The 26,916-nt window shown below is 67.8% G+C and carries 22 protein-coding genes; 13 read left to right on the top strand and 9 right to left on the bottom strand.

The window, feature by feature from the left end; all coding sequences use genetic code 11:
- The first annotated feature begins 301 nt into the window (after nucleotides 1–301).
- The 8 genes from AC3FOF_RS14300 to AC3FOF_RS14265 all read left to right on the top strand — a co-directional run bounded on the left by AC3FOF_RS14300 (nucleotide 302) and on the right by AC3FOF_RS14265 (nucleotide 8,423).
- Complete coding sequence (locus tag AC3FOF_RS14300; protein ID WP_017229688.1) at nucleotides 302–994, top strand: CDP-alcohol phosphatidyltransferase family protein; 693 nt, start codon at nucleotides 302–304, stop codon at nucleotides 992–994.
- Nucleotides 991–1,848, top strand: coding sequence for a HalD/BesD family halogenase (locus tag AC3FOF_RS14295; protein ID WP_488726962.1), 858 nt, complete (start codon nucleotides 991–993; stop codon nucleotides 1,846–1,848). Before AC3FOF_RS14300 ends, AC3FOF_RS14295 begins: the two co-directional genes overlap by 4 nt.
- A complete protein-coding gene (locus AC3FOF_RS14290; RefSeq protein WP_488726961.1) occupies nucleotides 1,845–2,849 on the top strand; it encodes a flippase-like domain-containing protein in 1,005 nt (334 codons plus the stop codon). Before AC3FOF_RS14295 ends, AC3FOF_RS14290 begins: the two co-directional genes overlap by 4 nt.
- 32 nt (nucleotides 2,850–2,881) lie before the next feature.
- On the top strand, nucleotides 2,882–3,646 hold the full coding sequence (locus AC3FOF_RS14285; RefSeq protein WP_017229690.1) for a phosphocholine cytidylyltransferase family protein: 765 nt from the start codon (nucleotides 2,882–2,884) through the stop codon (nucleotides 3,644–3,646).
- Nucleotides 3,643–5,349: a phosphoenolpyruvate mutase gene (aepX, locus tag AC3FOF_RS14280; protein ID WP_017229691.1), complete on the top strand. Its 1,707-nt coding sequence runs from the start codon at nucleotides 3,643–3,645 to the stop codon at nucleotides 5,347–5,349. Before AC3FOF_RS14285 ends, aepX begins: the two co-directional genes overlap by 4 nt.
- Complete coding sequence (gene aepY, locus AC3FOF_RS14275; RefSeq protein ID WP_488726960.1) at nucleotides 5,346–6,539, top strand: phosphonopyruvate decarboxylase; 1,194 nt, start codon at nucleotides 5,346–5,348, stop codon at nucleotides 6,537–6,539. The genes aepX and aepY overlap by 4 nt, the downstream gene beginning before the upstream one ends.
- Complete coding sequence (locus tag AC3FOF_RS14270; protein WP_488726959.1) at nucleotides 6,539–7,603, top strand: 2-aminoethylphosphonate aminotransferase; 1,065 nt, start codon at nucleotides 6,539–6,541, stop codon at nucleotides 7,601–7,603. Before aepY ends, AC3FOF_RS14270 begins: the two co-directional genes overlap by 1 nt.
- A gap of 151 nt (nucleotides 7,604–7,754) precedes the next feature.
- On the top strand, nucleotides 7,755–8,423 hold the full coding sequence (locus AC3FOF_RS14265) for an MlaC/ttg2D family ABC transporter substrate-binding protein (protein ID WP_488726958.1): 669 nt from the start codon (nucleotides 7,755–7,757) through the stop codon (nucleotides 8,421–8,423).
- A 49-nt stretch (nucleotides 8,424–8,472) separates the two neighbouring features.
- Here the strand turns inward: AC3FOF_RS14265 and AC3FOF_RS14260 are convergent, their stop codons facing one another.
- The gene (locus AC3FOF_RS14260; protein ID WP_017230982.1) at nucleotides 8,473–10,557 is read right to left on the bottom strand and encodes a putative bifunctional diguanylate cyclase/phosphodiesterase; all 2,085 of its coding nucleotides are present in this window, start codon (nucleotides 10,555–10,557) and stop codon (nucleotides 8,473–8,475) included.
- Nucleotides 10,558–10,775: 218 nt separating this feature from the next.
- Between AC3FOF_RS14260 and AC3FOF_RS14255 the strand changes: the two genes are divergently transcribed.
- A complete protein-coding gene (locus tag AC3FOF_RS14255) occupies nucleotides 10,776–12,485 on the top strand; it encodes a SulP family inorganic anion transporter (protein WP_488726957.1) in 1,710 nt (569 codons plus the stop codon).
- A gap of 43 nt (nucleotides 12,486–12,528) precedes the next feature.
- Here the strand turns inward: AC3FOF_RS14255 and AC3FOF_RS14250 are convergent, their stop codons facing one another.
- The 3 genes from AC3FOF_RS14250 to AC3FOF_RS14240 are packed head-to-tail and all read right to left on the bottom strand — an operon-like array spanning nucleotide 12,529 to nucleotide 15,123.
- Nucleotides 12,529–13,344, bottom strand: a complete 816-nt coding sequence (locus tag AC3FOF_RS14250) for a LytR/AlgR family response regulator transcription factor (protein WP_488726956.1) — start codon at nucleotides 13,342–13,344, stop codon at nucleotides 12,529–12,531.
- Nucleotides 13,345–13,375: 31 nt separating this feature from the next.
- Nucleotides 13,376–14,452, bottom strand: a complete 1,077-nt coding sequence (locus AC3FOF_RS14245) for a sensor histidine kinase (protein WP_488726955.1) — start codon at nucleotides 14,450–14,452, stop codon at nucleotides 13,376–13,378.
- 59 nt (nucleotides 14,453–14,511) lie between these two features.
- Entirely contained in the window at nucleotides 14,512–15,123 is a 612-nt protein-coding gene (locus tag AC3FOF_RS14240; protein WP_488726954.1) for a DUF6622 family protein, read from the bottom strand.
- 315 nt (nucleotides 15,124–15,438) lie between these two features.
- Between AC3FOF_RS14240 and AC3FOF_RS14235 the strand changes: the two genes are divergently transcribed.
- Genes AC3FOF_RS14235 through AC3FOF_RS14225 form a run of 3 tightly spaced genes read left to right on the top strand, consistent with a single transcriptional unit; the run spans nucleotide 15,439 to nucleotide 20,689 of the window.
- A complete protein-coding gene (locus AC3FOF_RS14235; RefSeq protein WP_488726953.1) occupies nucleotides 15,439–16,032 on the top strand; it encodes a DUF2760 domain-containing protein in 594 nt (197 codons plus the stop codon).
- Entirely contained in the window at nucleotides 16,029–17,876 is a 1,848-nt protein-coding gene (locus tag AC3FOF_RS14230; protein WP_276264407.1) for an Hsp70 family protein, read from the top strand. Before AC3FOF_RS14235 ends, AC3FOF_RS14230 begins: the two co-directional genes overlap by 4 nt.
- 5 nt (nucleotides 17,877–17,881) lie before the next feature.
- On the top strand, nucleotides 17,882–20,689 hold the full coding sequence (locus tag AC3FOF_RS14225; protein ID WP_488726952.1) for an Hsp70 family protein: 2,808 nt from the start codon (nucleotides 17,882–17,884) through the stop codon (nucleotides 20,687–20,689).
- Between the two features lie 95 nt (nucleotides 20,690–20,784).
- On the opposite strand, the gene AC3FOF_RS14220 is transcribed toward AC3FOF_RS14225, so the two are convergent.
- Nucleotides 20,785–21,156, bottom strand: a complete 372-nt coding sequence (locus AC3FOF_RS14220; RefSeq protein WP_488726951.1) for a PHA-granule associated protein 4 — start codon at nucleotides 21,154–21,156, stop codon at nucleotides 20,785–20,787.
- 390 nt (nucleotides 21,157–21,546) lie between these two features.
- On the opposite strand from AC3FOF_RS14220, the gene AC3FOF_RS14215 reads away from it, so the two are divergent.
- Nucleotides 21,547–21,768, top strand: a complete 222-nt coding sequence (locus AC3FOF_RS14215) for a hypothetical protein (RefSeq protein ID WP_035806759.1) — start codon at nucleotides 21,547–21,549, stop codon at nucleotides 21,766–21,768.
- A 276-nt stretch (nucleotides 21,769–22,044) separates the two neighbouring features.
- Here AC3FOF_RS14215 and AC3FOF_RS14210 read toward each other — a convergent pair whose 3' ends face one another.
- The 4 genes from AC3FOF_RS14210 to AC3FOF_RS14195 are packed head-to-tail and all read right to left on the bottom strand — an operon-like array spanning nucleotide 22,045 to nucleotide 26,875.
- Complete coding sequence (locus AC3FOF_RS14210; RefSeq protein ID WP_488726950.1) at nucleotides 22,045–23,592, bottom strand: TolC family protein; 1,548 nt, start codon at nucleotides 23,590–23,592, stop codon at nucleotides 22,045–22,047.
- Complete coding sequence (locus AC3FOF_RS14205; RefSeq protein ID WP_488726949.1) at nucleotides 23,579–25,591, bottom strand: FUSC family protein; 2,013 nt, start codon at nucleotides 25,589–25,591, stop codon at nucleotides 23,579–23,581. The genes AC3FOF_RS14210 and AC3FOF_RS14205 overlap by 14 nt, the downstream gene beginning before the upstream one ends.
- Complete coding sequence (gene mdtN, locus AC3FOF_RS14200) at nucleotides 25,572–26,621, bottom strand: multidrug transporter subunit MdtN (RefSeq protein WP_488726948.1); 1,050 nt, start codon at nucleotides 26,619–26,621, stop codon at nucleotides 25,572–25,574. The genes AC3FOF_RS14205 and mdtN overlap by 20 nt, the downstream gene beginning before the upstream one ends.
- The gene (locus AC3FOF_RS14195) at nucleotides 26,618–26,875 is read right to left on the bottom strand and encodes a YtcA family lipoprotein (protein ID WP_017224709.1); all 258 of its coding nucleotides are present in this window, start codon (nucleotides 26,873–26,875) and stop codon (nucleotides 26,618–26,620) included. Before AC3FOF_RS14195 ends, mdtN begins: the two co-directional genes overlap by 4 nt.
- Nucleotides 26,876–26,916 lie beyond the last annotated feature (41 nt).

Here is a 26,916-nt window from a genome sequence, read left to right as displayed (position 1 = left end):
GGCCGTGTCTCAACCGGCCTTGAAGTCAAGCCGCCGGCGCCCGTGCATCCACGTCACGCGCACTGCCGCCTGCCCCCGCGCCGCCGGCCGGGCTGGCCCGGCTGCCAACACTTGTCAATCCGGCGTCGCGCGAGTAAGGTTGCAAATCACATCGCTTACCATTTGCGATGCAGTCTGCCGCGCCACATCCGACGCACATCTGCGGCGGATCGTCAAGTTGAACTCCCGGAATGCAAGGTGCGTGAACTGGCGCTAGTATGCCAGCCTTGCGCAGCATTCCTGCCGGCAGATTTATTTCCAGATGAACAAGAATCCAACGAATTCCCATGGCGAGCCGCCCGCTCCGCGCACCTGGGATGCCCGCCTGGCGCGCGCGCTTGTACGCCCGCTCAAGCACTCCTGGGTCACCCCAAACCATCTGACCACGCTGAGGCTGCTGATCGGCCTTGGCGGTGTCGCCTGCCTGATGCGGGGCGGTTTCGCCTGGACCAACTACGGCGCCTTGTTGATCGTCCTGTCCAACTTTGTCGACCACACCGATGGCGAACTGGCGAGAATCAGCGGGAAAACGAGCAAGATCGGCCATTTTTACGATCTGGCGAGCGATGCGCTGATCACGGTCCTGCTGTTCGTGGGCATGGGCGTGGCCATCGTGGGCAAGGTTCCCGGGAGCGCGCTGTCGCCTGTGCTGCAAGGCGCCCTGGCGGGCGTGGCGGTGGCGCTGATCTTCTTCCTGCGCATGCGGATCGAGGCGCGCGTCGGCAAGACGGGAACGAAGCAGGCATCGGTCGGGGGTTTCGAGACCGAGGATGTGCTCTACCTGCTGCCGCTCGTGACCCTGACCGGCGGCATCGCGCCGTTCCTGACGGCGGCGTCGATCGGCGCGCCGCTGTTCGCGGCCTGGGTCATCATCGACTACTGGCGGGTGATGCGCAGCGTGCAGCAGGCCGAGGCCGTGGCCGCGCCTTCCACGAAAATCAGGGGAACCCGATGAGCGAGCAAGGCACCAACGACGTCACGCTGGACGCCCCGTCCGCTCCTGCGATTTCCGGCGCTTCTCCAGCCCGGTCCTCCCCCAAGCCCGCCCTCCGGGCCGGCGCCGCGCTGCCCGACGCCGATGCCGCCGTCGCTGCCGGCATCGGCAAGCTCGACAGCAGCCGGCTGCGCGCCGATTTCGGGCGCCAGGGCGCTTTCCTGCACCTGGAAGAATTCCTGGCGCCGGAAGTCACCGCGCAGCTGGTCGCCAGCGCCCGCGCGCTGATCCCCGAGATCAACCGCAACTACCTGCCCGGCCACAAGCAGGGCGGCAGCGTCAGCCGCCACACCATCGACGAGCGCGCGCCGTTCATCGCCGAGCTGTACCGGTCGAAGGCACTGATCGGCTGGCTCGAGCAACTGTGCGGCGACAAGCTGCTGCCATCGCCGGACAGCGATCCGCACGCCTACGCGCTGTATTACTACACGCGTCCGGGCGACCACATCGGCTGGCACTACGACACCTCCTATTACGACGGCCGCCGCTATACCCTGCTGCTGGGCGTGATCGAGGAATCTTCCTGCCGCCTCGACTACGAGCTGCACACGCGCGACGCCCAGGTGCCCGATGAGCCCGGCTCGGTGCAGACCACTCCCGGCGGGCTGGTGTTCTTCGACGGCGACAAGCTGCGCCATCGCATTACACCGCTCGGCGCCAACGAGATGCGGGTGTCGCTGACCTTCGAGTACGTCACCGATCCGGGCATGCGTCCATGGCTGCGCTTCATCTCCAATATGAAGGACGCCATCGCCTATTTCGGTTTCCGCCAGGTATTCAGGAAGCTGGCGCCGCGCCGGAAACCCCGCGCATGAGCCGTGCCGCAACGTTGCTGCTGACGATCGGCGCGGCACTCTTTGTCGCGCTGCTCGCCTGGCAGGGATTCGGCTCCGTCGCGTCGGCGCTGATGTCCGCTGGCTGGGGACTGGTGGCGGTCGCCGCCTTTCACCTGGTGCCGCTGGTGCTGGATGCCGGCGCGATCTATGTGCTGTTCGATCGCCATGGCGCGAACGGCACCATGCGCGATGCGCTGCTGGCGCGCTGGGCGGGCGAGTCGGTGAACAGCCTGCTGCCGGCCGGGCAGATCGGCGGCCCAGTGCTGATGGTGCGCTATCTCGCGCAGCGCGGCACGCGCATGCGCGACGCCGCCGCCGCCATCACGGTCAGCACCACCATGCAGGCGCTCGCGCAGATGGTGTTCGCGCTGATCGGCCTTGCGCTTTTTGGCTTATATGGCACGCATGGCGCGCTGGCGGATTTCCGCACGCCGGCCCTCGTCGTCACCGCCGTGCTGGCGCTGTGCATCGCGGTGTTCTACGCGATGCAGAGGCGGGGTTTGTTCGGCCGGCTGCTGCGCCTGCTGTCGAAGGTGTTCGGCAAGCGCGACTGGTCCGGCCTGACGATGCGCGCCGACGCGGTGGACGCGGCCGTGCAGGGCATGTACCGCGCCCGCGGCAAGGTGGCGGCCACCTTCTCGCTGAGCCTGGCCGGCTGGCTGGTCGGCACCGGCGAAGTCTGGCTGGCCCTGCATTTTCTCGGCCATCCGGTCAGCTGGCTCGACGCCCTGCTGCTGGAGAGCGTAGGGCAGGCCATCCGCGGCGCGGCCTTTGCGATCCCGGGCTCGCTCGGCGCGCAGGAAGGCGGTTACCTGCTGCTGGCGCCCATCGTGGGCCTGCCCCCCGAGGCGGCGCTGGCGCTGTCGCTGGCCAAGCGGGCCCGCGAGATCGGGCTCGGTGCGCCCGGGCTGCTGTATTTGCATTTGAATGAACGAAATTTCCAGCGGCGGCGTGCGGCAAGTCCGCAGGCCACCGATTGATACTGTCTGATTTGCATGGGTGCGGAGAACGAATGCGAGCAATCATCCTGGCCGCGGGCCTTGGCCTGCGACTGCAGCAACAGCCCGGGGAACAATTCCCGAAGTGCCTGTTGCCTTTTGAAGGGGTCACCCTGCTGGAGCGGCATCTGCGCATGCTTGCTGCGGCGGGCGTCGATGAGATCGTCCTGGCGCTGGGCTTCCAGCCCGCGCTGGTGGAGGCGGAACTGCTCCGCCTGGGACGCCAGCCCTACCCGGAAATCGTGCTGAACCCGCGCTACGACCTGGGCAGCGTGCTGACGGTGCACACCGTGGCCGATGCGCTCACGCGCGGCGGCGACGTCCTGCTGATGGATGCGGACGTGCTCTACGACGAGCGCATCCTCGGTGCGCTGGTGGCAGGCGGCAGCACCAACCGCCTGCTGATCGACCGCGATTTCGAAGCCGGCGACGAGCCGGTCAAGCTGTGCCTGAAGAACGGCGTCCCGGTCGAGCTGCGCAAGCAGCTCGCGGTGGGCCTGGAGTACGACACCATCGGCGAGTCGGTCGGTTTCTTCCGTTTCCAGGAGCAGACCGCGCGCCGCCTGGCGCAGATCGTCCAGGGCTATGTGGACGGCGGCCGCGCCAACATGCCGCACGAGGAAGCGGTGCGCGACCTGCTGCTGGAAGGCGGCCACGTGTTCGATATCGCCGACGTGAGCGGCGCGCCATGGATCGAGATCGACTTCCCGAACGATGTCGCGCGTGCGCGCGACGAAGTCCTGCCCGAACTCCAGCCGATCGTGGGAGTGGCGCAATGAACGCGATGGACCCGGTTTTCTCGACTGCCTCGCGCAGCGCCCGCCTGCGCCAGATGCTGCTGAGCAATGCGCTCGAGTTCATCATGGAAGCCCACAACGGCCTGTCCGCCCGCATCGTGCGCGAAGCCGGCTTCAAGGCCATCTGGGGCTCCGGCCTCGCCATCTCGGCCCAGTACGGCGTGCGCGACAACAACGAGGCAAGCTGGACCCAGGTGGTCGACACGCTGGAGTTCATGGCCGACGCCAGCGACCTGCCCATCCTGCTGGACGGCGATACCGGCTACGGCAACTTCAACAATGTGCGCCGCCTGGTGCGCAAGCTCGAGCAGCGCGGCATTGCCGGCGTCTGCATCGAGGACAAGCAGTTTCCCAAGACCAACAGCTTTATCGACGGCGAGCGCCAGCCGCTCGCCGAGATCGACGAGTTCTGCGGCAAGATCAAGGCCGGCAAGGATTCGCAGACGGACGACAACTTCTCCATCGTCGCCCGCGTGGAAGCGCTGATCGCCGGCTGGGGCATGGACGAAGCCCTGCGCCGCGCCGAGGCCTACCGCCAGGCCGGCGCCGACGCCATCCTGATCCACAGCAAGCTGTCGCGTCCGGACGAGATCCTGGCGTTTGCGCGCGAGTGGGCGGGCCGCGCTCCGCTGGTGATCGTGCCGACCAAGTACTACAGCACGCCCACCGACGTCTTCCGCAAGGCCGGCATCAGCATGGTGATCTGGGCCAACCACCTGGTCCGCGTGGCGGCATCGTCGATGCAGGCCGTGGCCAGGGAGATCCACGACAGCGAGACGCTGGTCAACGTCGAGGACCGCATCGCCTCCGTCAACGAAATCTTCCGCCTGCAGGATGCGGCCGAGTACTCGGCCGCCGAGAAGATGTACCTGTCCGGCTCGCAGGCCCCGGGTGCGGCGGTGGTGCTGGCGGCCGGCCGCGGCACGGGGCTCGAACCCCTCACCGAAGACCGGCCCAAGGTGATGCTGCCGGTGGCGGGCAAGCCGCTGCTGCGCTGGCTGGTGGATGCGTTCAAGAAGCAATCGATCAACGACATCACCGTGGTGGGCGGCTACCAGGCCCAGGCCATCGATACCGCCGGCGTCAAGCTGGTGGTCAACGAGCGCCATGCGCAGACCGGCGAGCTGGCGTCGCTGGCATGCGCGGCCGATGGCCTGCAGACGGATACCGTGATCGCCTATGGCGACCTGCTGTTCCGCAGCTATATCCTGCGCGACCTGCTGGAGAGCGACGCGCCGTTCAGCGTGGTGGTCGATTCCTCGCACACCGCGCCGTCGAACCGGAGCGTGCGCGATTTCGCCTATTGCTCGGCGCCCGACGACCGCGACCTGTTCGGCCAGAAGGTCCTGCTGCGCCATGTTGCCAGCAAGGGCGAGGAGCCGGGCGCGGGCCGCGCGCAGGCACCGCACGGCCGCTGGATCGGGCTGCTGAGCGTGCGTGGCACCGGGCGCGAGCGTCTGCAGGCGCTGATCGGCGAACTGCGCGGGCGCGACGATTTCGATACGCTGGACATGCCGGCGCTGCTCAACGCGCTGGTCGAGGCCGGCGAAGAGATCGAGGTGAAATACGTGCACGGCCACTGGCGCGGCGTGAACGACCTGGAAGACTTCCGCCGCGCAGGCGATTTCGCCCACGCGCAAACGCCGTTCGCGCTCGGCACCACCGATGGAGAGGAGGCCCGATGATCGAAGCGGCACAGTTTGTCGAAGCCGCGCGCGCGCGCGGTTTCGACTGGTATGCCGGGGTGCCGTGCTCGTACCTGACGCCGTTCATCAATTACGTGCTGCAGGATCCGTCGCTGCATTACGTGTCGGCGGCGAACGAGGGCGATGCGGTGGCGCTGATCGCCGGCGTGACGCTGGGCGCGCAGGGCGGACGCCGCGGCGTTACCATGATGCAGAACTCCGGCCTGGGCAATGCGGTAAGCCCGCTGACCTCGCTCACCTGGACCTTCCGCCTGCCGCAGTTGCTGATCGTCACGTGGCGCGGCCAGCCTGGCGTTGCCGACGAACCGCAGCATGCGCTGATGGGGCCGGTCACGCCGTCCATGCTCGACACCATGGAGATCCCGTGGGAGACCTTCCCCACCGATGCGGCCGAGGTTGGCCCTGCACTGGATCGCGCGGTGGCGCATATGGACGCCACTGGCCGCCCGTACGCGCTGGTGATGCAGAAAGGCAGCGTTGCACCCTATGAACTGAAGCAGCAGGAACGGCCCGCGCCGCGCCCCGGATGCACGCCGCTGGTGTCTCTTGCGGCGGACCAGGGCACCGCGCAGGAGCGCCTGCCCACGCGCCGCGAGGCACTGCAGCGCGTGATCGCGCATACGCCGATGGACAAGGCCGTGGTGCTGGCATCGACCGGTTTCTGCGGGCGCGAGCTTTACGCGCTCGATGACCGCGTCAACCAGTTGTACATGGTTGGCTCGATGGGCTGCCTCACGCCCTTCGCGCTGGGCCTGGCGCTGGCGCGTCCGGACCTGGACGTGGTGGCCGTGGACGGCGACGGCGCGGCGCTGATGCGCATGGGCGTGTTCGCCACGCTGGGCGCCTATGGGCCGTCCAACCTCACCCACGTGCTGCTGGATAACGGCGCCCATGATTCCACGGGCGGACAGGCCACGGTATCGCACAATGTCTCGTTCGCCGGCGTGGCCGCGGCTTGCGGCTATGCGTCGGCCAGCGAAGGCGATCATCTCGGGCTCCTGGACCAGGCGCTTGCCGCTGCCGCGCGGCAGCCCGCCGCCGGCCCGCGCCTGGTGGCGCTGACGATCAGCGCGGGCACGCCGGACGGCCTGCCGCGCCCGACCATCACCCCCGTCGATGTGAAGACGCGCCTGGCGCGCCACATCGGCGCAGATCAAGGAGACCAGTAATGCTGCTACTCAATCCAGGCCCGGTCACATTGTCGGAGCGCGTGCGCCAGAGCCTGCTGCAGCCCGACCTGTGCCACCGCGAAAGCGAGTTCTTCGACCTGCAGGACGAAGCCCGCGCGCGCTTGCTGGACATCTACCGGCTGGATCCCGCCGAGTGGGCCGCGGTGCTGATGACCGGCTCCGGCACGGCCGCGGTGGAAAGCATGATCGCCGCGCTGGTGCCCGGGCAGGGCAAGCTGCTGATCGTGCAGAACGGCGTGTATGGCGAACGCATTACGCAGATCGCCGCGCAGTACCGCATCGACCATGCGGTGGTGGCGCACGACTGGATGCAGGCGCCGGATCTCGACAGGATCGCCGCCGCCCTGGACGCGGACCGCGCCATCACGCATGTGGCGGTGATCCATCATGAGACCACCACGGGCCGCCTGAACGACCTGCCGGCGCTCGACGCACTCTGCCGGGCGCGCAATGTGCGCCTGCTGGTCGATGGCGTGAGCAGCTTCGGCGCCGAGGCGATCGACTTCAGCGGCAGCATCGCGGCGGTCGCCGCCACGGCCAACAAGTGCCTGCACGGCGTGCCGGGCGCTGCCTTCGTCATTGTGCGGCGCAGCGCGCTGACGCAGGCCGCCAGCCGGACCTACTACCTCGATCTCGGACGCCTGGCGCGGCTGCAGGATCAGCGCAATACGCCGTTCACGCCGTCGGTGCACGCCTATTATGCGTTAGTGGAGGCGCTGCGCGAACTCGCGGACGAAGGCGGCTGGCGCGCGCGCCATGCGCGCTACGCCGCGCTTGCCGAACGCGCGCGCGCGGGGCTGGAAACCCTGGGCATGCCGGGCCTGTGGCCGGCGGAGCAGTCCTCGGTGGTATTGCGCGCCTACCGCTTGCCGGCCGGCCTGTCGTACCCGCAGCTGCACGACGGCCTCAAGGCGCGTGGCTTTGTCATCTATGCGGGGCAGGGCGGGCTGTCGGCGGCGCTGTTCCGTATCTCCACGATGGGCCATATCCAGCCGGAGGATATCGATCGCCTGCTGCAGGGCTTCAGGGAACTGACGCGGTAGCCGCCTGCGGCGAAGCACTGAAGGCATCGAACGCACCGAACGCACCGAACGCACCGAACGCACTAAAAAGCACTAGCATGGGTTGGTGGATACGGCCTGCCGGCAACCGGATATCGCCGCATCCCGCCAGCGCCAGTGGAGGAGCTTCGCGATGCACCGTCATATCCGCCTTGCCCTTGCCGGGGCCGCCGCCATGGCGGTATCCGTTGTCCTTGCCGGCGCCGCCTTGCCGGCCAGCGCGCGCGCGGCCGGTCCCGGCGAGGCGCCGGGTGCCGCGGCCGGCGTGGACCGCGCCTCGCCGGACCGCATGATCCGTGCCGCCGTCGAGGGCACGCTTGTCACCATCCAGTCCAGCCCCGATACCCGCAACGGCGATCTCGACAAGATCACTGCGGTGGTGCGGCGGCAATTCCTGCCCTATACGGATTTCCACCACACCACGCTGCTGGCGGTCGGCAGCGCCTGGCGCAACGCGTCGCCCGAGCAGCAGAACCAGCTCTTCGAGCAGTTCCAGACCCTGCTGGTGCGCAGCTACGCCTTGTCTTTATCGCAAGTGCGTGATCAGACACTGAAATTCCGGTATAAGCCGGCGCGCGCCAGCGGCAAGGACATGGTGGTCGAGACCAGCATGGTGAACAAGGGAGACGAGATACATATCGACTACCGGCTGCGGCGCGGCCCCGGGGGCTGGGCCATCTACGACATCAATATGAGCGGCGCGTGGCTGATCGAGGTGTACCGGCGGCAGTTCGCCGATATCATCGCGCGTGGCGGCATCGATGGCCTGGTCAAATATCTCGCCAGCCATAACGCCGAATAGTGCACCGATCAGTGCGCCGGATGCGTGGCCATGCGCCGGTCCCCACTGCTCATGCCGGCGGCTGCGGGACGTTGCCCTGCGATAGCGACGCGATCAGATGATCCGCCGACATCGGGCGTCCGAGCAGGAAGCCTTGCAGGGAATCGCAGCCGAGGCGGGTCAGGAATTCCTGCTGCGTCGCCGTTTCCACGCCTTCCGCGACAATGCTCAGGTTCAATGTCCGGCCCAGCGCCACGATGGCCGAGACAATGGCCGCGTCTTCGCTGTCGCGCGCCAGCTCCCTGATAAACCCGCGGTCGATCTTCAGTTCGCTGGCCGGCAGCCGCTTGAGGTAGAGCAGGCTGGAGTACCCCGTGCCGAAATCGTCGATGGAGATCCGCACGCCCATGCCGTGGAGCTGCTGCAGGATCTGCAGGCTGGCATCGGCATCGCGCATGGCCGTCGATTCCGTGACTTCGAGGGTCAGGCAGCGCGGTTCCAGTACGTGGCGTGCCAGGGTTTCGCGCACCGTCTCGATCAGGCTGGCATGCCGGAACTGCAGCGGCGACAGGTTGACCGCGATGCTCCACTCCGGGTGGCCCGCATCGCGCCACTCCCGCATCTGCCGGCAGGCTTCGTCCAGCACCCACTCGCCGATCGGCACGATCAGGCCGGTTTTCTCCGCCATTGGAATGAACTGATCCGGCGCGATCAGCCCGTGCGCGGGATGCGCCCAGCGCACCAGTGCCTCCACGCCGATCACCGGCCCGTTGGGCGCGGTGAGCTTGGGTTGGTACTGCAGGACCAGTTCGCGGCGCTCGATGGCCAGGCGCAGGTCCTGCAGCAGCTGGAGCTGTTCGTGCACGTTGGCATTCATGGAGCCTTCGAAGAAGCAGATGGTGTTGCGCCCCAGTGCTTTCGCGTGGTACATCGCGGCGTCGGCGTTCGCCATCAGGTCGTGCTGGAGTTCGCCGTCGCCGGGATAGATGGCGATGCCGATGCTGGTGGACACACGCAGTTCGCGGCCGGCGACCAGGAAGGGCTCCCGCACGGCGGACAAAACCTTCTCGGCCAGGGTCGCCGCATCCGCCGGTTCGGCAACGCTTGCCAGCAGCACGAATTCATCTCCGCCCAGCCGGGCGATGGTGTCCTGCGAACGCACGCTGGCCCCGATGCGCTGCGCGACTTCGACCAGCAGCCGGTCGCCGATGGGGTGGCCGTACGCATCGTTGACCGCCTTGAAACCGTCCAGGTCCATGAACATCAGGGCGAAGCGGCCATGTTCGCGCGCGGCGGCCTGGATCGCCTGGTCGAGCCGGTCCTCCAGCAGCACGCGGTTGGGCAGCTTGGTGAGGTTGTCGTGCAGCGCCAGGTAGGTCAGTTCCTGGTTGGCTTCGGCCAGCGATTCCGCCAGGATCGCGGTACGGGCTTCCAGGCGCGAGTCGAGCACGGAGATGATCAGCGCGATGGCCAGCACCGCCAGCGTGGCCACGACGATCACGACCGCCAGCCAGCCGGCATCCATCCCGCCGCGCACGGCACCGCAAACGCTGCCGAGCGGGAATTCCGCCGCGGCCATGCCGGTGTAGTGCATCCCGACGATGGCAAAGCCCATCACCACGGCGGCGCCTGCCCGCAAGGGCCGGACCCAGAGGGACTGGCGGCGCAGGGTGAAGGCCATCCACAGCGCCGTGCCGGAGGCCAGGATGGCGATGGCGATGGACAGGACGAACAGGGACGCGATATACCGGATCCCCGGCGCCATGCGCATCGCGGCCATGCCCGTATAGTGCATGCCGGCCACGCCGCTGCCGGTGAGCAGCGCGCCACCCGCCAGGCGCGGCCACGGCAGCGTCTTTTGGCACACCAGCCACAGGGCGAACGCCGAAAAGGCGATGGCGATCAGCAGCGAGAGCAGGGTAATGCCGGGGTCGTAACCCATCGGGATCGGCAGGTTGAACGCCAGCATGCCGAGGAAGTGCATCGACCAGATACCCGTGCCCATGGCGCACGCGCCGCCAGCCAGCCACCAATGCGCGGCCCGGCCCCGCGCGGTGGAGATACGGGCCGCCATGTCCAGCGCGGTATAGGATGCCAGAATCGCTACAAGCAGCGAAAACAGCACGAGCAAACTGTTGTAGCTGCCAGCCAGCATGGGTGTTCCCTTCTCGGTGAGGATCTGATCTGCCTGGGCATTTCCTGCTCTGCGCCCGCGCGGCCGCGTTGCAGAGACAGCGCCAGTTCGGCTTCGATAACGACATATTGCGCAGTCAACTTTAGAGGATGTTTCGATATGGAGCGAGGTGTGCGTCCTGGGAGCCGCGGGCTTGTGCAGATGCGGCCTCGCCGGCAGGCTTGTGCCGGCGTCGGTGCATGCGGGATCTTCAAGGGGAGCAGGCGATGCGCTTCACCTTGCTGAAGGGCGTCCTGCCCCTGAACCGGGCGGCGGCGTTGCGCGACGCCCTGGCGGGGCTCACGCTGGCGTCGATGAATATCCCGCAGGTTCTGGGTTATGCGCGCATTGCCGGCATGCCCGCGGTCACCGGTCTCTACACGGTGTTTCTGCCGCTGGTGGCGTTCGCGTTGTTCGGGGCGTCCCGGCATCTGGTGGTCGCCGCCGACTCGGCGACCGCCACGATCTTTGCCAGCCGCCTGTCCACCATGGCGCCGGTCGCGAGCGCGGAGTACGTGGCGCTGGCCGGCATGGTGGCCCTGCTTACCGCGGCGATGCTGTTGCTGGCGCGGGTGTTCAGGCTCGGTTTTCTCGCCGATTTCCTTTCCCGCACGGTACTGGTCGGCTTCCTCGCGGGCGTCGGGGTGCAGGTGGGTATCGCCATGCTTGGCGATATGCTGGGCATACCCGTGCATTCCTCCCGCACCACCGAGCAGGTTGCGCTGATCGTGGGTCAACTGCCGCAGGCCCATCTTCCCACCCTGGGCATCTCGATGCTCGTGGTGCTTTGCATTCTGGGCGCCAAACGCTACCTGCCACGGCTGCCGGTGCCATTGTTCGCCGTGGTGGGCGCCATCGCCGCCAGCCATGCCTATGACTTTGCCGGCCATGGCATCGCCGTGATCGGCCCGATCGCCGGGGGGCTGCCGCATCCGTACCTGCCGGCGGTGAGCTGGCGGCAGACGCTGGAGCTCGTGCCGGTGGCCGCCTCCTGCTTCGTGATGATCATCGCGCAGAGCGCCGCCGCAAGCCGCAGCTTCGCGGAGCGCTATCGCGAGCGCGTCGACGAAGACGCCGACATCCTGGGGCTGGCGGCGGCCAATGCCGCCGCCGCGCTCACCGGCACCTTCGTCGTCAACGGCAGTCCGACGCAGACTGCCATGGCCGATCAGGCCGGGGCGCGCAGCCAGTTCGCGCAGCTGGTCTTCGCTGGCGTGGTGGTCGTGGTGCTGCTGTTCCTGAGCCAGGCGCTGCAGTATCTTCCCCACTGCGTGCTTGCCGGCATCGTCTTTACCATCGCAGTCGGCCTGATCAAGGTGAAGGGGCTGCTTGCCATCGGGCGGGAGAGTCCCGGCGAATTCACGCTGGCGCTGGTGACGGCCGCGGCCGTGGTGGCGATCGGTGTCGAACATGGCATCCTGCTCGCGGTCGCCCTGTCGCTGATGCGGCATGTGCGGCACAGCTATCGCCCGCACACCATGGTGCTGGCGCCGGGGCCCGAAGGGCGGTGGCTGCCCGTCGCGGCCAGGCCGGGCATGGAGACCACGCCGGAGATGATCGTCTATCGTTTCGGTGCGGACCTGTTCTTCGCCAACGATCATTACTTCGTCGACGAGGTCAAGGCGCTGATCGACCATGCGCCGACGACCGTGCGCTGGTTCGTGGTCGACGCGGGGGCCATCACGGATCTCGACTATTCGGCGGCGCGGTCGGTGCGCGATCTTTGCGACAGCCTGACGCAGCGCGGCGTCAACGTGATCTTTGCGCGGGTCAACCACTACCTGCGCGCCGATATGGAACGCCACGGGATCGTGGAGGCCATCGGCGAGCAGTGCATATTCGAGACCCTGCACGATGCACTGGCGGCGGTGGATGCCGGCCTTGCCACGGCCGGGACGAACGCAGTGTAGGCCGGTTGCCGGCCCGCCTCGCCGGATGGCAGCCTGGCAGTGTCTACATCCCCTTGAACCGGTCGGCGTAGAGGCGGCTCACGCTCAGTTTCTCGGGGCGATCCCGCAAGGTGAGCGTGAGCCTGCCCGATTCGTCGCGCACGGCGCTGGCGATGGCGGTGTTGCGCACCACCGTGCCGCGATGGATCTGCCAGAAGCATTGCAGATCGAGCCGTTGCCGAAGCTCGCGCAGCGATGTGCGGATCAGGTGCTCGTGTCCGGCGGTGACGACGCGCACATACTTGTCGGCGGCCTCGAAATACAGGACGTCGGCGATCAGCACCATGGTGATGGTGTTGCCGGCGCTCGCCTGGATCACCTGCAGCGGGCTGGCGGGTTTGCCGGCGGCGCCGTGCACGCCGGGGCCAAGGAGCGTGCGCAGCTGGTCCAGTGCCGTTTCCCACGATGGGCCTGGCGTGTCCGGGGAGGCGCGCTGCTTCAAGGCCGCCTGCAGGCGCGTGCAGGTCTTCGCGAGCCGGCCGGGCTGCACGGGCTTGAGGATGTAGTCGGCCGCCGCGTGATCGAATGCGTGCAGCGCGTATTTGTCGTACGCGGTCACGAATACGATGAGCGGGAACGGCGCGCCCGGGTCGGGCCAGTCTTCCGCCAGCGCCTGCGCGGCTTCGAGTCCGCTCATGCCCGGCATGCGGATATCCAGGAACAGGATGTCCGGTTGCAGCGCCAGGCTTTGCCTGACCGCGGCTTCGCCGTCTCCCACGCTGGCGACGATGCCAAGCGCCGGCCATAGCCGCGCCAGTTCGGCCTGCAGATCCGCGGCAAGCAGGGGTTCGTCTTCGGCGATCAGGGCGGTGGTTTGCATAGGGCAGGGGTGGGGGCAGGGTGGCTCGCGCTCAGGGTAGCGGAAGGCGCACGGTGGCCAGCGCGCCCCCTTCGTCATCGCCCGCTGCCGAGAGTTCGAACGTGGCCGTGTTGCTGAAGAGATGCGCGAGCCGTTCCCGGACTTGCTGCGTACCGAAGCAATCCGGGCCGGGCGGCAGCGCGCCGAGGCCCACGCCCGTATCGCGCACGCACAGCCGCAGCATATCGCCTTCGCGCTGCGCCGTGATCCGGATCCAGCCGCCGCCCACCTTGGGTTCCAGTCCGTGCAGGATGGCATTCTCCACCAGCGGCTGCAACAGCAGCGGGGGGACCGGCAACGCGGCCAGTCCGGCCGGCAGGTCGATGCGTGTCTGCAGGCGCTGACCCATGCGCACCCGCATCAGCTCGAGATAGTCGCCAATGCGCTCGAACTCGGACGAGAGGGGATGCGACTCCGAGCGCGAAGCCGCCAGCGTGGCGCGCAGGAACGCGATCACATGGTTGAGCATGACCTGGGCGCGTTGCGGGTCCTGGCCGATCAACACGCGCAGGTTGGCCAGCGTATTGAACAGCATGTGCGGCTCCAGCTGCGATTCCAGCAGCCGGAGCTGATTCTCCGCCGCGCTGCGCATGGCGGCTTGCGCGCGCGCCTCCATGAGCGCCATGCGCCCTCGCGCATAGTGGAAGTAAGTGACGCCGAGGGACAGCGCCACCACCATGCTCATGCTCAGCAGCAAGGCGCGGGAATCCTGCAGGAACGTGGCGGGGGTATCGTGGCCGCCGGTCAGCAGGTCGGCCAGCGCATGGCCGGCAAAGTAGCCGACGACGCCCGACGCGATGATCCACGGGAACATCAGTTTCCAGCCCGGCCAGGCGCGCTGTGCGGCAAGGTCGCCGGGCTGCTGCAGGCGCAGCCGGCGCGAGATGCCATGGCGGCCCGCGCTGACCAGGGCCTGGATAAGGAGGGTGATGCAAAACGAATAGACCAGGGTGGTGCCGAACGGCTCGCGAAACATCGCGCTGAAGAACAAGGCGCACCCCAGGGCCAGCGGGATGGCGACCCGCAGCTGGCGCCAGAGCCAGGCCAGTACGTCGGAGGGGGATGGCATGCCGCGGTATGGTTCCAGTTTGCAGCGATTGGGCAGGGCTCGGGGTGCGTTCAATGTGCTCAGGTAATCACGCCGCGCAGCGGCGCCTGCCGGGAGACGCGCCAGGCCACGAGGCTGCGTGCGAGGAAGATACCGCTAACCGCGCCATAGATAAAGCCGGCTGCCATGGCAAAGGTCCCGTGGCGCAACAGCCCGGGATTGACCGCCTGTGCCACGCTGACGCAAAACCGGGTCGCGAACATGCAGAGGATCAGCAACAGGGGTATCCAGCTGCCGGGGACATGCAGACAGCGATCTGCCGTCGACCAGCGGATCGTCTCCCATGTGCCGGCCGCCCTGGCCAGGACCAGCGCGGCGGCCATGCCGGCCGCCCAGGCCACCAGCGCCAGAGGCTGCCGCGAGAATGCCGACACGACACCCAGGAAAGACAGCACGGCCATTGCCAACGGGACAGTGGTGGCCCGCCGCGGCGTCATTCGCCTGGGCGCCGCCTGCGAGATGCCGAGGGCGATCAGGGCGGCAAGCATCACCCATATCCAGGCGGGCGTGTGCTGAAAAATGCCAGGCAGCATGGCGGATCTCCTTTTCTTTGCTTTGCGGGGATATTCGACGATGCCCATGATGGGGGCGCACCCGTCATCCGGGCCGTGCGATGCGACGAAACGGCGCATGGCGTCGCGAATTGGCGGGCATCCGGCGCGAGTTACGAGTGGAATCGGGGGTGGAAAAGGGAGGTGCCGGACGGAGCGGCCGGTTGTGCCGCGCTGGCATCCGCTCCGGTTCGCCAGGCAAATCCCCGGCATTGGCCGGATCGGGGGCGCATTAGGGCAAAATACGGCCTGAGCGGCCCGGTCGGGCCAGCAAATCAGACGCCGGCGCCTGGCCTGGCCATCGATGTCCGGAACCGCATGCGCGGTGGAAACCGGGCCTTGCCAGTGTCGCCAGAGGATGGCTCGTCCTTTAACAGAGCCCATCAGGAGTAGTTTATGACCGACTCGAACCCATCTTTCCTCGGCAGGATCGCCCTTGCCGTCGGCACGTTCTTCACCATCCTGGGCGACCGCGAGTTTGCCGGCGGCGTGCGGCGCCTGCGCGACGGGGCGAGCCCTGCGGAAGCCAGGCCGGCGCCGCAGGCTGCCGTGCCGGTGCCGGTGCCGGTGCCTGCGCCGGTGCCCGTGCCCGTGCCAGCACTGAAGGAAGCCAGCCCGGAAGCGGCGCTGCAGCTGCTGGGGCTGCTCCAGCGCGACGCGCGCTTCATCGATTTCGTCGAGGAGGATATCGCGGGCTATACCGACATGGAAATCGGCGCTGCCGCCAGGCTCGTGCATGAAGGCTGCCGCGCGGTGCTGCGCGAGCATTTCTCCATCCGCCCCGTGCGCGAGGAAGCCGAAGGCAGCCGCGTGACACTGGCCGAAGGCTTCGATGCCACCGCGATCCGGCTGACCGGCAATGTGGTGGGCAGCGCGCCGTTCAACGGCAGCATCAGTCACCGCGGCTGGAAGGTCGCGGAAGTCCGCCTGCCCCGGCTGGCGGAACGCCACGACGCCACGGTGATCGCACCGGCCGAGGTCGAGCTATGAACGCACCGCGCTATTCCATCGGTATCGACCTGGGCACGACCCACTGCGCGATTTCCTACGTCGACCTTGTTGCCAGCGATGGCGAGAAGACCAGCCAGGGCGTCCTGCCGGTCACGCAGCTCACCGCACCGGGCGCCGTCGAGGAACTCGACCTGCTGCCCTCGTTTCTCTACCTGCCGCACCCCAGCGAGCTGGCCCCGGGCGACCTGGGCCTGCCGTGGACCGCGCAGCGGGAGTTCGCGGTAGGCGAGCTGGCGCGCAGCCGCGGCGCGGCCACGCCGATCCGCCTGGTATCCAGCGCCAAAAGCTGGCTGTGCCACCCCGGCGTGGACCGCCGGGCGGCGATCCTGCCAAACGACGCACCGGCCGAAGTGCCGCGCGTTTCGCCGCTGGAGACTTCCGTGCGGTATCTCACGCACCTGCGTGAAGCCTGGGACCATACCCATCCCGACGCACCGTTCGGCGAGCAGGAAATCACCGTCACCATCCCTGCATCGTTCGACCCGGCCGCAAGGGAGTTGACGGCCGAAGCCGCCGAAGCCGCGGGGTATGCACGCATGACCCTGCTGGAGGAGCCCCAGGCGGCGCTCTATAGCTGGATCCAGAAGAGCGATGGCCTCTGGCGCAAGCAGGTCAGGGTGGGCGACATCATCCTGGTGGTGGATGTCGGCGGGGGCACGACCGACCTTTCCCTGATCGCCGTGATCGAGCGCGAAGGCAACCTGGAACTGCACCGCGTTGCCGTGGGCGAGCATATCCTGCTGGGCGGCGACAATATGGATCTCGCGCTGGCCCATGTGGTGGCGCGCAAGCTGGCCGCCCAGGGTACGCAGGCCGATCCGTGGCAGTTGCGGGCGCTCACCTACGCCTGCCGCTCGGCCAAGGAAACGCTGCTCTCCGATGCGGCCACGGATGCCGTGCCGCTGGTGGTGCCGAGCCGCGGGTCCAAGCTGATCGGTGGCTCGATCCGCACGGAACTCACCCGCGCCGAGCTGACCCAGACCATCCTGGAGGGTTTTTTCCCGCAAGTGGACGGCTCGGCCCGTCCGGTGAGCCGGACCCGCGCCGGCCTGACCCAGCTCGGCCTGCCATATGCGCAGGATGCGGCCGTCACGCGCCATCTGGCCGCGTTCCTCGGCCGCCAGGTTGCAGCGCTTGCCGAACTCGACGGCATGCAAGGCACGCAGCCGGAGGGCGCGACCTTGCTGCATCCCACGGCGGTCCTGTTCAATGGCGGCGTGTTCAAGTCGGACCTGCTGGCTGCGCGCATCATGCAGACGCTCAACGGCTGGCTCGCCGCCGAAGGCGCCGCGCCCGCGCGGCTGCTGGAAGGCGCCGACCTGGACCTCGCCGTGGCGCGCGGCGCCGCCTATTACGGCTACGTGCGGCGCGGCAAGGGCGTGCGCATCCGTGGCGGTACCGCGCGTGCCTACTATATCGCCGTGGAATCGGCGATGCCTGCCGTGCCCGGCTTCGAGCCGCCCGTGCAGGCGCTTTGCGTGGCGCCCTTTGGCATGGAGGAAGGGACCGAGGCGGCGCTGCCGGCACAGGAATTCGGCCTGGTGGTGGGTGAACCGGTGCACTTCCGTTTCTTCGGCTCGTCGGTGCGCCGCCAGGACCAGGTCGGCACCCTGCTCGACTCCTGGTCGCCCGAGGAACTGCAGGAGCTCGATGAGATCCAGGCCACGCTGCCGTCCGAGGGGCGAACCCCGGGCGAGGTGGTGCCGGTGAAGCTGCATGCCCGCGTCACCGAGGCTGGCACGCTGGAGCTGGAAGCCGTGCCGCGCGGTACCGGCGAGCGCTGGAAGGTCGAGTTCGACGTGCGCGGCAGCGCGAACGCCTGAATGCGATGAAGCAGTACATCGTCGGCATTGATCTTGGCACAAGCAACACGGTCGTCGCATACGCGCAGGCGGGATCGGAGGACATCGGCGTCTTCGATATCGATCAACTGGTAAGCCTGGGGGAGGTCGCGGCGCGCCCGCTGCTGCCGTCCGTGCGGTATCACGCGGCGCCCGGGGAACTCAGCCCGGGCGATCTCCAGCTGCCCTGGCAGCAGGCCGATAGCGCCGGGGCGCAGCAGGTCGTGATCGGCCGCCTGGCGTCCACGCTGGGCGCGCAGGTGCCGGGCAGGCTCGTGGCCAGCGCGAAGAGCTGGCTGTCGCATGCGTCGGTCGACCGGACCGCGCCCATCCTGCCCTGGGGGGCCGGCGACGAGGTCGGCAAGGTGTCGCCGGTGGCCGCCAGCGCCAGCTACCTGGCCTACGTGCGCGCCGCCTGGAATCACCGTTTTCCGCAGGCCCGGCTCGAAGACCAGGACGTGGTGCTCACCGTGCCCGCGTCGTTCGACGAAGGCGCGCGCGCGCTGACGCTGGAAGCCGCGCGCACGGCCGGGCTGCCCGTCCTGCGCCTGCTGGAAGAGCCGCAGGCGGCCTTCTACGACTGGCTGTTCCATCATCGCCGCACGCTCGGCGCGGAACTGGCGCAGACGCGCCTGGTCCTGATCTGCGATGTGGGCGGCGGCACCACCGACCTCACCCTCATCAAGGTGGAGATGGCGGACGGCCAGCCGCAGCTGACCCGCATCGGCGTTGGCAACCACCTGATGCTCGGCGGCGACAATATGGATCTTGCCCTGGCGCATCTTGTCGAGTCGCGCCTGGCCGCGGGGCACGCGCGACTGTCGGCTGCCAGCCTGTCCCAGCTGGTCGAGCGGTGCCGGGTTGCAAAGGAGCAGTTGCTCAGCGCGCAGGCGCCGGACGCCGTCACGATCACGCTGCTTGGTGCTGGCTCCAGGCTGATTGGCGGGTCGCGCTCGGTGGAGGTGACGCGGCAGGAGATCGAACAACTCATCGTCGACGGTTTCTTCCCCCCGGTGTCTTCGGACGAGAGGCCCGGGCGGGCGCGGGGCGCCATTGTCGAGTTTGGCCTGCCCTATGCGACCGATCCGGCGGTCACCCGGCATGTCGCGGCCTTCCTGAGCCAGCACGCGGCGCAGTCGCGCAAAGCGCTGGATTTGCCTGATGCGCCCGGTGCGCCCGGTGCGCCCGGTGCGCCTGAAGCGCCCGATGCCGCATTGCCGATGCCCGACACCCTGCTGCTCAACGGCGGCGTGTTCCGCGCCAGCGCCCTGAGCGGGCGCATCGCGGGCACCCTGGGCAGGTGGCGCGGCGAGCCGCTGCACGTGCTGCACAACGATAGCCCCGACGTCGCCGTGGCCCGTGGCGCGGTGGCTTACGCGCGCGCACGCACGGGGCATGCCCCGCGCATCGGCGGGGGCTCGGCGCGCAGTTATTTCCTGGTGCTCGACGATGGCGCGCAGGGACAACAGGGCATCTGCCTGTTGCCGCGCGGCACCGAAGAAGGCCAGGAGATTCATCTCGAGGATCGCGCATTCGCCCTGCGGCTCGGGTATCCGGTGCGCTTCCACCTGGTGTCTTCCGTGGCCGACACGGCTTATCTGCCGGGCGAGCTGACCGATCTCGCGCAGGGCGATTTCGTCCGGTTGCCGCCAATCGCCACCGTGGTGCAGCCGCGCGGTGCCGGCGGGCCGCGGGAGACGCCCGTCCAGCTCACCTCGTCGCTGACCGAGGTCGGCACGCTGGAGGTGCACTGCATCGAGATAGGGGATGCCTCGCAGCGCTGGCTGCTCGAATTCCAGCTGCGCGGCAACGATGCCCCTGCTGCCTTGCCCATGGACGCGCCCCATGCGTCCCTGGCCCAGGCAGGCGAATGCATCGACCGCACCTTTGGCGCGCGCTCGCAAGAGGTCGGTCCCAAGGAGGTCAAGCGGCTGCGCGCGCAACTGGAGCAACTGCTCGGGGCGCGCGAGACATGGGACAGCGCGCTGCTGCGCGAACTGTTCGGCACCTTCTGGGAGCGCGCGCGCCGGCGGCGGCGCACGGCCGACCACGAGCGGCTTTGGCTGAACCTGGCCGGCTACTGCCTGCGGCCGGGCTTTGGCTACCCGCTCGACGACTGGCGCGCCGAGCAGCTCTGGTCGCTGTTCGAGCAGGGCATCCAGTACGTCAACGAGAGCCAGATCTGGTCGGAGTGGTGGACGCTGTGGCGGCGCGTGGCGGGCGGCCTGGGAGAGCAGGCGCAGTTGCGCCTGCTGGATGACATGGCCTTCTATCTGCAGCCCGCCGGCACGACGCGATACAAGCGGCCGCCCGGGCCGGCGAGGGGGGGCTATGCCGACATGGTGCGCCTTGCCGGGTCGTTGGAGCGTGTTCCCGTCGAGCGCAAGATCGAAGTCGCCGAATGGCTGCTGACCCGGCTCAGGAAATCCTCGGAAAACCCCCAGGGCTGGTGGGCCATCGGCCGCATCGGCGCGCGCCGGCCGTTCTATGGCAGCGCGCACAGCGTGGTGCCGGCGGACGTTGCCGTGCGGTGGCTGGATGCGATTCTTGCGCTCGACTGGAAAAAAATCGAGCCGGCCGCGTTCGCCGCCGTCCAGGTCGCCCGCATGACGGGCGACCGTTCGCGGGACCTGCCCCCTGATGTCCGTGCAAACGTCGTCCGCCGGCTCGAAGCCGCCAACGCGCCACGAACGTGGATCGCCATGGTGCGCGAGACGGTGGAACTCGACGAAGCCGACGAGGGACGCGTATTCGGCGAGTCGCTGCCCGCCGGATTGAAGCTGATTGTGGAATGACCGGGGCGTGACTGCCGCATGACGCACCCCGGATCGGGGCGCGGCTTGCCCACCGCGCTACCGGCGAAGGGTCCGCCAGTGCCGGTACGCCGCGGTCACGCCCAGGTGAGCGTCGGCTCTTTCAGCAGGCGGCCAGCCAGGATGTAGTCGCCATGCTGGATGGCGCGCGCTTCGAGTTCGCTCAGGGTGGCTTCCGGCAAGATGGTCAGATCGAACAGGCAATACAGATGACGTTGCCTGAACGTGTTCTTTGGCGCTCTCAGTCCATTGGCCAGGGCCTCCGGCGAGCGTACGGCAACATGCTCGATGGTTCTGAACTGGACGACGACGCCGTACCGCTGCCCGAGTCTTCCCAGTTCGAATGCATCTTCCCAGGCCGTCTCATAGTCCAGGTCTACCGTACCTTCCATCCGGGAATGGATGCGTTCAACCGCGGTGGATCGATTGCGTGCGACGTAGACGGTCATGGGCGAATCTCGTCGGTGGAGTCACGGTGCTGGAAAATATATCCACAACGCCAGGCATGCGCAACCCGGAAGCAAGGGGGGAATGTGGGAATCCTCGCAGTCATCGCGCAAGCGGCATGGCGCCCCGGTTTTCCCGCCGGTCGGCGTTCTTGCGCTATGTCGCTCCGACGGCGCTTTTGTGGCTTCCGGTAGCGCGGCAGGGCCCTGGCGCCCGACTCGGCGCTGCAATCACGTGTGGCTGCAAGGCCCCCGGAATACCTGTGACAGGGTTCGTTCCGGGTTCGCTTTCCCCTGGCATGCACAATCCGATGCCAGGCAGGCCGCCGTGACGCGCCGCGCTGGACTAAACTTGATTATCCAGAGGCCCCCACGACCAGCTTGGGAGTTGCGATGAAAGCACCTTTGACCAAGGAACCGATGCGCAGACGCCCCTCCGACCGGGTACTGAACGTTCTCTCGGCGCTCATTGGCCTGGTTACCCTCGCCGTGGGCATTGGCTGGCTCATCTACAAGCGGGTGGTCGACCTGGATGTGCCTTACTTCGCCATCCCGCTCGTCCTGTGCCTGCCGGTGATCGTAGCCGCCGCGTTCCGCGCGTACTGGGAAGACTAGTACAACATCCCGTATCCCGCATCCCGTATCCCCCGGTCACGCCACCTTGGCGCTGCTCGGTGTAGCGGCGTGATTTCCCCCGAGGCGTTGCTCGCGGGATATGCAAGGTTATGCCGGCTCGCCCGCGACCGCCATTGCCGGGATGCATGCCGGCGAAGGCAACGGCCAGGCCATCCCGGAGTGGGCCTGGCATGCATGCAAACCAACGGCAAGGGGGCAGGAACGAAGGAAGCGGCGGCTCTTCGCCGGATCCGGTCAAGGGCCAGGGGTGCATGTTCAGCCGGGCTGCGCGGGTATCGAATCGACCGAGCCTGCCGCGAGGGCAAGGGTCGCGGCGGCTGACAGCGCGGCGCTGTAGCTGTCCGCGTAGGCGTTCTTCGCAGCGAACAGCTGGTTTTGCGCAAGCAAGGCATCGGTGATGGCGCCGACGCCATGCCGGAATGCATCCAGCGCGGCATCGTATGTGGTCTGCGAGGCCGCGAGCAACTCGGTCGCGGCAGCGTGGGCTGCCAGGCTGGACTGCAGCGTGTTCTGTGCTGCGACAACCTGCCGGACAGCTTCTTCGCGGCTGCGGGCCAGGCGGGTGGATGCGCTGTTGGCATCGTTGCGTGCCTGCGCAAGGACCGCTGAACGCAGGCCGCCATCGTATAGCGGGATCGTTACGCCGACGATCACGCTCCCGCCGTAGCGGCCGCCGCTCAGGTTGACGGTCGGCAATTGCTGCCCGATAGCCGGAACCGCGGAAATCGACGTACTGCTGGTGTTATAGGCGGCTGAAGCGGAGACAAAGACCTTGGGCATGAACTCCGCCTCGGCGGCCTTGATCTTCGCCAGGTTGGCCCGCTCGGCTGCATAGGCGCTCAACACATCCGGCCGCCGGGCGATCGCGGAAGAGACGATCTGCTCGATTGACTCGCTCATCGCGGGCGACAGCTTGCGGATTGGCATGTCCGCAATCCTGGGCTTCGATAGCGGGGATATTCCCAGCGCCGAGATGAGCGCCAGGTAGCTGTTGGATTCGGCGCCTTGTGCCTGGACCAGCGCGAGCTTTGCCTGCGCGCGGTTCTGCGTAGCCTGCGCCACTTCGATGACGGTGCCGATGCCGCGCTTGTAGCGCAATTGGGCGGCGCCAAGTATGGCGTCGGCGTTGCCAAGCGCCTGCTGCGTCGTGGCCATGCGTGCATGAGCGGCCTGGTAGGCGTAGAAGGCGATGCTCACGTCGTGGATCACTTGCTGGTGGACGGCAGTGAATCCGATGTTCGCCATCGTGGAGGCCTGTGACGCAGCTTCGATGCGAGCCGCGCGTCCGCCGAAGTCGAACAGCAGCCACTGCAACGACAGCACGGACGTTGCGCCATGCGCCGAGGCGCTGGCCGACGTATCGCCAAGCAAGGTGGAACTTGACCCGTGGGCGCTGGCATACAGCCCCATCGCGGTGGCCGAGAGCTGCGGGAGATAAGCCGCTTTCGCGATGCCTGCCGCTAGTGCCGCGTTCCGGGCGTCGTTCCAGGCGATACGGGTCAGCGGGTTTGCAGACTCCGCGAGATCGATCAACTCCGGCAGACCATATTCATGCGCCTGGTCCAGCTCGGGTGGGGCCGTCACCGCCGCCAGTCCGGGGTTGGCGGGCAGCTGGTAGCTGTGGGCGGATCCGGCCGATGCCAGCGCGGGCGGGCCGGGAACAATGTCTCCGGTCTCGCTCACCTGCGGCTGCCACGGACGATCCGGGCTCGGGGGAGCCATGTCCAGGGAGGACGTGGCACACCCCGCCAGACTGGATGCGGCCAGGATGGCCAGGGCGAATGGCGGGTTAAGCCGGCGCATGGGTCGCGTGTTCCTTTCCGGCATCGCCGGATTCGATAGGTTCGAGCCCGGCCAGGCGTGCATCGCCAAGATTGAGCAACGCCGTGCGCGTATGCCCGGCATCCGCGTACGGCGACGCCGGGTCCGGGGCCGCGGAGCTTGCCGCGCGCGCAAGGGCGGTCCCGGCCGATTGCGGCGATCGGGTTCCGCCGAGGCGGCGTAGCCAGTGGTCGATCGCGGGTTCGCCCGGCTGTCGCTCGGCAAGCAGGAACATCGGTCCTTCAAGCGCGCTTAGCCTGGCCAGCTCGCGACGACGCTCGGAGACCCATGCCGCCGTGGGGCGCACCCAGGACGGCTCGTAATCCATCAAGGCGAGATCCTGCTCCAGCGAGTCGCGCCGGGCCATCGCATTGGCGGCTTGCGCCCGTCGCGTGGCCGGGTGGGCAAGCGCTGCGAGCCGTTCCCAGTGCTGCCGAAGCTCCGCGAGCCTGGCGTCAACCCGGGCGGCGACGCTAACGGGCCAGACCCGCGTGAAGACCAGGTAGACGACGATATTGCCGAGCAGAATGCCGATGGTGCGATCGCGTGCGAGGGTGAGATCGAAGCCGGGAGCTGCCCCTTGAATCACGCACAGGAAGAAGGCGAAGGCTATCTGAAATCCGGCATAGGCGATTCTTGGAGAGCCGAACGCTATCCACGCCGACAGGCACGCGCCGGCGAACACGACGCCCATCAGCTCGCCTGCCGACGTCAGCGCAGGCATCACGAGCAGGATGGCGGCGGTACCCAGGATTGCGCCCACGAGACACCCTGCGATCCGCAGCGTCAGCTTTTCGACGGTCTCGGCAGTGGTGCCGAGGGACACCATATAGACGGTGATGAAACAAGTGTGAATGCCGGGCCAATCGAGCTGGGAATAGAGCAGGTAGCAGAACATCGCCGCCACCGTGGTCTTCAGCGCGTAGCGGACATGGTCGGGATTCGTGAATGCGTCCGGCAGGAAGAAGGCGCCTCGCTTGCCAGCCGCAGGTACGGGTGCTGCGGTGTCAACCACGGCGAAACGGTTGATGGCGTCGAGAAGCTGCTGGGCCACGGCCCGGGCCAGTGGTGCCGGATCACCGGTTTCGGGCAACGCGAGTTCGATGTCGACGGGATAGCCGCCCGCTTCCAGCATGCCGGCCATATCCTCCAGCGTCCTGGCGATCGGCTCGATCAGCGCTGCGGGTAGCCGGCCCGATGGTTCGCTGCCGGCCAGGTCCGCGGCGACCAGGATGGCTATCGTCGACGACGCGGCCTGCCGCAACGCCGGAACATCCGCCGCGGCCGATGATCCGTCGACAACGGAGAGCCTGATCCACGAGGCGATCTGGTCGTCACCGGAGGTCAAGCACGCGTGCAGGGCGTCGCGCATCGCGGCGGGCTCCGCCAGGCTGCGGGCAGCAAGCCGCAGGCGCCTCGCCAGCTCGCGGCAGAGGAGCCGTCGCGGCGATGGCGCGACGGCCAGGTTGACCGCGATGGAAAGGCCGACCGGGATCGCAACCATCAGCCAGGCGTACAGCATCGCGCGAGTGGCCACCTCGCCGAACGGCACACTGCCAAGCTTGTCGAGCGAGAACCCGACGATCATCGCGAGAATCGCGCCAACGGGGCGCAGCTTGCTTGCCGACGTCACGAACAGAAGCCCCAGCGAAAGCATGGCAATGCACGCGACGCGCCAGAGCGGGTCGTCGAGCACGAACACGGCTACGACGAGTACGAGGCCAATGACCACGGTGACCAGCATCAGCATCGCCAGCCCCGTCACCAGACTCATGACCCGGTCGGGTCGGTTCAGGAAGAACACCACGTAGGCGGAGAGAGCGGCTTCCGGTGTACCGCAGGCGCTTGTCACGAGCACCGTCAGTGCGCAGATCAGCGCGACGCGCGCGGCGATGGCAGCCCGGCCCGGGTAAGGAGCGAGCAGCCTCTTCCAGGCGCCCGTTGCGCCTTGCCGGAACAGGCTATCGGCAGGCTGGGCCATGCCTGATCTCGACTACCGCGCTCGCGCCGATTCTGACCAGGCCGGCCGCCGGCTCCGCGAGACGCACGCGCACCGGAAAGCGCTGGGCAACCCGCACCCAGTTCACCGACTGCTGCACATAAGGCAGCGAGCGAGGCAGATTCACCCGGCCCGGATCGGAGACACCCGCGCCAATGCCAACCACCTGCCCGCGAATGGCCTGGCTCCGGTCGATCATCGAATACACGGTGGCGCAGTCGCCCAGGCCGATTCGGGAAAGCGAGGTCTCACGAAAGTTCGCGACGGCAAACCATTCATCCGCATGGATCAGCGTGAAGATCGATTGATTCGGCGCGACCGTCTCGCCTGCCAGGATCGAGAGCCCCGTGACAAAGCCGTTGTATGGCGCGCGCACGACCGTCTCGTCGAGATGGTGCTGGGCCAGCGCGACCGCCGCCTCGCGCGCATGCACCGTTGCAATCGCATCGTCGTCGCCGCCGATGGTCTGCGCGGTCGCCCGCTTCTGTTCCTGTGCCTGTCGCAGCGAAAGCGCGGCTTCGCGCTGTGCGACCTGCGCCTGGTCCAACTGTTGCGCAGGCACGTAGCCCTTGGCAGCCAGCGGAGCGAGCCGCTGCACCGTACGCGAGGCAAGTTCGTAGCTGTGCGCCGCCTTGCCAGTCTGGTCGTCGGCAACCGCTGCGTTCGCACGCTCTCCGACGATCACCTTGCGCCGGGTACCGAGTGCCGCGCGCGCCAGTTCCAGGTCTGCCTGAGCTTGAGCCAGCACCAGGCGATAGGGGACGGGATCGAGCTCAAACAACAGGTCGCCTTTTGCCACCCGCTGGTTTTCGCTCACGGCGAGCCTGACGATCCGCCCGCCAACGGGCGAGGCGACGTGCACGACATCGGCATCGATGGCCGCGTCGTCGGTCGATGGGAAACGGGAGGCCCGATCATAGGCGTAGTACGCCGCGATGATCCCAAGTCCGATAATTACCCAGGCGATCACCTTGCCTTTCAGCGGGATGTTGCGTACGCCGGCCATTTTCATGCCAACTGTCCTGTTACCGAGAGCCAGACAAGCACGGCGACCATCAGGCCGATGGCCATGCAAACGGAGAGTTGGAGGGGCACGGTCTGCGCCCATCCGGTTGAAACGAAAATCCGGTGGGCGACCAGGGCGCCGACGAGGCCCAATACCGCGCTCAGCAGCCAGAGCGGGAAATACGCCCCGAGGATTTCATAGGACGGTGCACCGCGTAACGTGCAACCCCCCAGGGGGAGGATCAGCATGGCGATGGCCATCCGATGGCCGGCACAGGGCGCCGCCAGATGGGTGGTTCGTC

This window comes from Cupriavidus sp. 96C5-1 (assembly GCF_057798855.1).
This window is presented reverse-complemented; position numbering and strand designations above follow the sequence as displayed.